General features: G+C 36.9%; 10 protein-coding genes. All 10 read left to right on the plus strand.

Features of this window, described 5'->3' with window-relative positions:
• On the plus strand, positions 1–348 hold a 348-nt coding region (rplP, locus tag PHO71_RS25530; RefSeq protein WP_300208999.1), incomplete at its 5' end, for a 50S ribosomal protein L16.
• Positions 349–353: 5 nt separating this feature from the next.
• Positions 354–551, plus strand: coding sequence for a 50S ribosomal protein L29 (gene rpmC / locus PHO71_RS25535; RefSeq protein ID WP_300209000.1), 198 nt, complete (start codon positions 354–356; stop codon positions 549–551).
• On the plus strand, positions 548–817 hold the full coding sequence (rpsQ, locus tag PHO71_RS25540) for a 30S ribosomal protein S17 (protein ID WP_300209001.1): 270 nt from the start codon (positions 548–550) through the stop codon (positions 815–817). Before rpmC ends, rpsQ begins: the two co-directional genes overlap by 4 nt.
• Positions 818–819: 2 nt before the next feature.
• Positions 820–1,185: a 50S ribosomal protein L14 gene (rplN, locus tag PHO71_RS25545; protein WP_004296340.1), complete on the plus strand. Its 366-nt coding sequence runs from the start codon at positions 820–822 to the stop codon at positions 1,183–1,185.
• 19 nt (positions 1,186–1,204) lie between these two features.
• Positions 1,205–1,534 (plus strand): 50S ribosomal protein L24, encoded by a 330-nt coding sequence (gene rplX, locus PHO71_RS25550; RefSeq protein ID WP_300209002.1) that lies wholly within the window; start codon positions 1,205–1,207, stop codon positions 1,532–1,534.
• Entirely contained in the window at positions 1,534–2,091 is a 558-nt protein-coding gene (gene rplE / locus PHO71_RS25555; protein WP_077152991.1) for a 50S ribosomal protein L5, read from the plus strand. The genes rplX and rplE overlap by 1 nt, the downstream gene beginning before the upstream one ends.
• Positions 2,092–2,096: 5 nt before the next feature.
• Positions 2,097–2,396: a 30S ribosomal protein S14 gene (gene rpsN / locus PHO71_RS25560; RefSeq protein ID WP_300209003.1), complete on the plus strand. Its 300-nt coding sequence runs from the start codon at positions 2,097–2,099 to the stop codon at positions 2,394–2,396.
• 52 nt (positions 2,397–2,448) lie between these two features.
• A complete protein-coding gene (rpsH, locus tag PHO71_RS25565) occupies positions 2,449–2,844 on the plus strand; it encodes a 30S ribosomal protein S8 (protein ID WP_300209004.1) in 396 nt (131 codons plus the stop codon).
• Positions 2,845–2,860: 16 nt separating this feature from the next.
• Positions 2,861–3,430: a 50S ribosomal protein L6 gene (gene rplF, locus PHO71_RS25570; protein WP_300209005.1), complete on the plus strand. Its 570-nt coding sequence runs from the start codon at positions 2,861–2,863 to the stop codon at positions 3,428–3,430.
• A gap of 21 nt (positions 3,431–3,451) precedes the next feature.
• Entirely contained in the window at positions 3,452–3,796 is a 345-nt protein-coding gene (gene rplR, locus PHO71_RS25575; RefSeq protein WP_024988108.1) for a 50S ribosomal protein L18, read from the plus strand.
• Positions 3,797–3,806 lie beyond the last annotated feature (10 nt).

A 3,806-nucleotide genomic window follows, 5' to 3' on the forward strand; every position in this document is an offset into this window, starting at 1 on the left:
GGTTCTTTTGGCATAAAGGCTTTGGAGACTAAGTGGATTACAGGCCGTCAGATCGAAGCTGCTCGTATTGCAGTAACAAGATATATGCAACGTCAAGGACAGATCTGGATCCGTATATTCCCGGATAAACCGATCACTAGAAAACCTGCTGATGTACGTATGGGTAAAGGTAAAGGTGCTCCGGAAGGATTTGTGGCTCCTGTGACTCCAGGTAGAATCATTATTGAAGCTGAAGGAGTATCTTACGAAATTGCGAAAGAAGCATTGCGCTTAGCTGCTCAAAAGCTTCCTATTACAACGAAGTTTGTCGTAAGACGTGATTATGATATTCAAAATCAAAATGCGTAGTGTTTATGAAAATTGCAGAAATTAAAGAAATGCCTACTAGTGATTTAGTAGAAAGAGTAGAGACAGAAACAGCTAATTATAACCAAATGGTTATAAATCATTCTATTTCTCCTTTGGAAAATCCTGCTCAAATTAAACAATTACGCAGGACTATTGCGCGTATGAAAACTGAGTTACGCCAGAGAGAACTTAACAATAAATGATCAGCTTGATGGAAGCAAGAAATTTAAGAAAAGAAAGAACAGGGGTTGTGTTGAGCAATAAGATGGAAAAGACTATCACAGTTGCTTCTAAATTTAAAGAAAAGCACCCTATATATGGTAAATTCGTTAGTAAGACGAAAAAGTACCATGCTCATGATGAAAAGAATGAATGCAATATTGGTGATACTGTATGCATTATGGAAACTCGTCCTTTGAGCAAGACCAAAAGATGGAGATTAGTAGAAATAATTGAAAGAGCTAAGTAATTATGATACAAGTAGAATCCAGACTTACAGTATGTGATAACAGTGGAGCTAAAGAGGCTTTGTGTATCCGCGTTTTGGGTGGTACAGGTCGTCGTTATGCTTCAGTGGGGGATGTCATTGTAGTTTCGGTTAAGAGTGTTATCCCTTCTAGTGATGTTAAAAAAGGTGCAGTATCAAAGGCTTTGATTGTACGTACAAAGAAAGAAATCCGTCGTCCTGATGGTTCTTATATACGTTTTGATGATAATGCTTGCGTGTTGCTGAATAATGCAGGTGAAATTAGAGGTAGTCGTATTTTCGGTCCTGTAGCAAGAGAACTTCGTGCTACAAACATGAAAGTTGTGTCACTTGCGCCTGAAGTACTTTAATTTGTAAAAGATTTGAGTAATGAGTAAATTACATATTAAAAAAGGCGATACAGTTTACGTAAATGCTGGTGAAGATAAGGGCAAAACTGGTCGTGTATTGAAGGTTCTTGTTAGTGAAGGTCGTGCTATCGTTGAAGGTATCAATATGGTATCTAAGAGCACAAAACCAAGCGCTAAGAACCCGCAAGGTGGTATTGTGAAGCAGGAAGCTTCTATCCACATTTCAAACTTAAACCCGGTTGATCCAAAAACTGGTAAAGCAACGCGTATTGGGAGAAAAGTTAGTTCTTTGGATGGAAAAAGAACTGTAGTGCGTTATTCTAAAAAATCAGGAGAGGAGATTAAGTAATGAGTAATACTGCTAGTCTTAAGAAAGAATATGCAGAGCGTATAGCACCTGCATTGAAATCACAGTTCCAGTATTCTTCTACAATGCAGATACCCGTACTTAAGAAGATTGTTATCAATCAAGGTTTAGGTATGGCTGTTGCTGATAAGAAGATTATTGAAGTAGCAATCAATGAAATGACGGCTATTACAGGTCAGAAAGCTGTAGCTACCATTTCTCGTAAAGATATTGCTAACTTTAAATTACGTAAGAAAATGCCGATTGGTGTGATGGTAACTTTACGTCGTGAAAGAATGTACGAATTCTTGGAAAAATTGGTTCGTGTAGCTCTTCCTCGTATCCGTGACTTCAAAGGTATCGAAAGCAAATTTGATGGTAAAGGTAACTATACTCTTGGTATTCAGGAACAAATTATTTTTCCTGAAATAAATATCGATAGTATTACAAGAATTCTCGGAATGAATATTACCTTTGTAACCTCTGCGCAAACAGATGAAGAAGGTTATGCTTTATTGAAGGAATTTGGTTTACCTTTTAAAAACGCTAAAAAAGATTAATAGATATGGCAAAGGAATCAATGAAAGCACGTGAAGTAAAGCGTGCTAAATTAGTAGCCAAATACGCCGAAAAAAGAGCAGCTTTGAAGCAGATCGTAAGAACGGGTGATTCTGCAGATGCTTTTGAAGCTGCACAGAAATTGCAAGAGTTGCCAAAGAATTCTAATCCAATTCGTATGCACAATCGTTGCAAACTGACTGGTCGTCCAAAAGGTTATATTCGTCAGTTCGGAATTTCAAGAATTCAGTTCCGTGAGATGGCATCTAACGGGCTGATTCCAGGTGTAAAGAAAGCAAGCTGGTAATTATTGTTTAAATATTGTCAGGGAAGTCCTGATTAATTTAATTTATTTTTATATGACTGATCCAATAGCAGATTATTTGACGAGGTTGCGGAACGCGATTGGTGCAAAGCACAGAGTTGTTGAAGTTCCCGCTTCAAATTTGAAAAGAGAAATCACAAAGATTCTTTTTGAGAAAGGCTACATTCTTAATTATAAGTTTGTAGAAGATGGTCCTCAAGGAACTATTAAAGTTGCCTTGAAGTATGATTCTGTTAACAAAGTTAATGCAATCAAAAAATTAGAAAGAATATCTTCTCCGGGTATGCGTAAGTATACTGGTTATAAAGATATGCCGCGTGTTATTAATGGTTTGGGTATTGCTATAATATCTACTTCCAAGGGTGTAATGACTAACAAAGAGGCTGCTGAACTGAAGATCGGTGGTGAAGTCTTGTGTTATGTATATTAATTAGGAGGAATTAGCAATGTCAAGAATAGGAAAATTACCCATTAGTATCCCTGCTGGAGTGACAGTCACTCTAAAGGATGATGAGGTTACCGTAAAGGGACCGAAAGGCGAAATGAGCCAATATGTAAATTCTGCAATCAATGTTGCCATTGAAGACGGACACGTTATTTTAACAGAAAATGAAAAAGAAATGCTTGATAACCCAAAGCAGAAACATGCTTTTCACGGTTTATATCGTTCTTTGATTCACAACATGGTTGTTGGTGTATCAGAAGGATATAAAAAAGAACTGGAACTTGTTGGTGTTGGTTATCGTGCTTCTAATCAAGGTAACATTATTGAACTGGCTTTAGGTTATACACACAATATTTTCATTCAATTGCCTGTTGAGGTGAAGGTTGAAACTAAGTCTGAAAGAAATAAGAACCCTCTTATTATATTAGAATCGTGTGACAAACAGTTGCTTGGCCAAGTTTGCTCTAAAATACGTTCTTTCCGTAAACCTGAACCATATAAAGGTAAAGGTATTAAGTTTGTTGGCGAAATTATTCGCAGAAAGTCTGGTAAATCAGCCGGTGCTAAATAATTCATATAAAATTAGAACATTATGACAACAAAAATAGAAAGACGAGTTAAGATCAAATATAGAGTACGCAATAAGATTTCAGGTACTACTGAATGTCCGCGTATGAGTGTATTTAGAAGTAACAAGCAGATTTACGTCCAGATTATCGATGATCTTTCTGGTAAAACTTTGGCTGCTGCTTCTTCTTTGGGCATGACTGAAAAGGTTGCAAAGAAAGAACAGGCTGCTAAAGTTGGTGAAATGATTGCTAAAAAGGCTCAGGAAGCAGGTATTACAACTGTTGTTTTCGACCGTAATGGTTACTTATATCATGGGAGAGTAAAAGAAGTAGCTGATGCTGCTCGTAACGGTGGACTTAAATTTTAATCATTATGGC

The organism is Bacteroides sp. (assembly GCF_028690125.1).
In the GTDB taxonomy this organism is placed as follows: Bacteria; Bacteroidota; Bacteroidia; order Bacteroidales; family Bacteroidaceae; genus Bacteroides.

Bases quoted from the DNA above. Each gene is read 5' to 3' on its own strand.
- rpsN (WP_300209003.1), top strand. From the start codon at position 2,097: ATGGCAAAGGAATCAATGAAAGCACGTGAAGTAAAGCGTGCTAAATTA.
- rplF (WP_300209005.1), top strand. From the start codon at position 2,861: ATGTCAAGAATAGGAAAATTACCCATTAGTATCCCTGCTGGAGTGACA.
- rpsH (WP_300209004.1), top strand. From the start codon at position 2,449: ATGACTGATCCAATAGCAGATTATTTGACGAGGTTGCGGAACGCGATT.
- rplX (WP_300209002.1), top strand. From the start codon at position 1,205: ATGAGTAAATTACATATTAAAAAAGGCGATACAGTTTACGTAAATGCT.
- rplE (WP_077152991.1), top strand. From the start codon at position 1,534: ATGAGTAATACTGCTAGTCTTAAGAAAGAATATGCAGAGCGTATAGCA.
- rpsQ (WP_300209001.1), top strand. From the start codon at position 548: ATGATCAGCTTGATGGAAGCAAGAAATTTAAGAAAAGAAAGAACAGGG.
- rplN (WP_004296340.1), top strand. From the start codon at position 820: ATGATACAAGTAGAATCCAGACTTACAGTATGTGATAACAGTGGAGCT.
- rpmC (WP_300209000.1), top strand. From the start codon at position 354: ATGAAAATTGCAGAAATTAAAGAAATGCCTACTAGTGATTTAGTAGAA.
- rplR (WP_024988108.1), top strand. From the start codon at position 3,452: ATGACAACAAAAATAGAAAGACGAGTTAAGATCAAATATAGAGTACGC.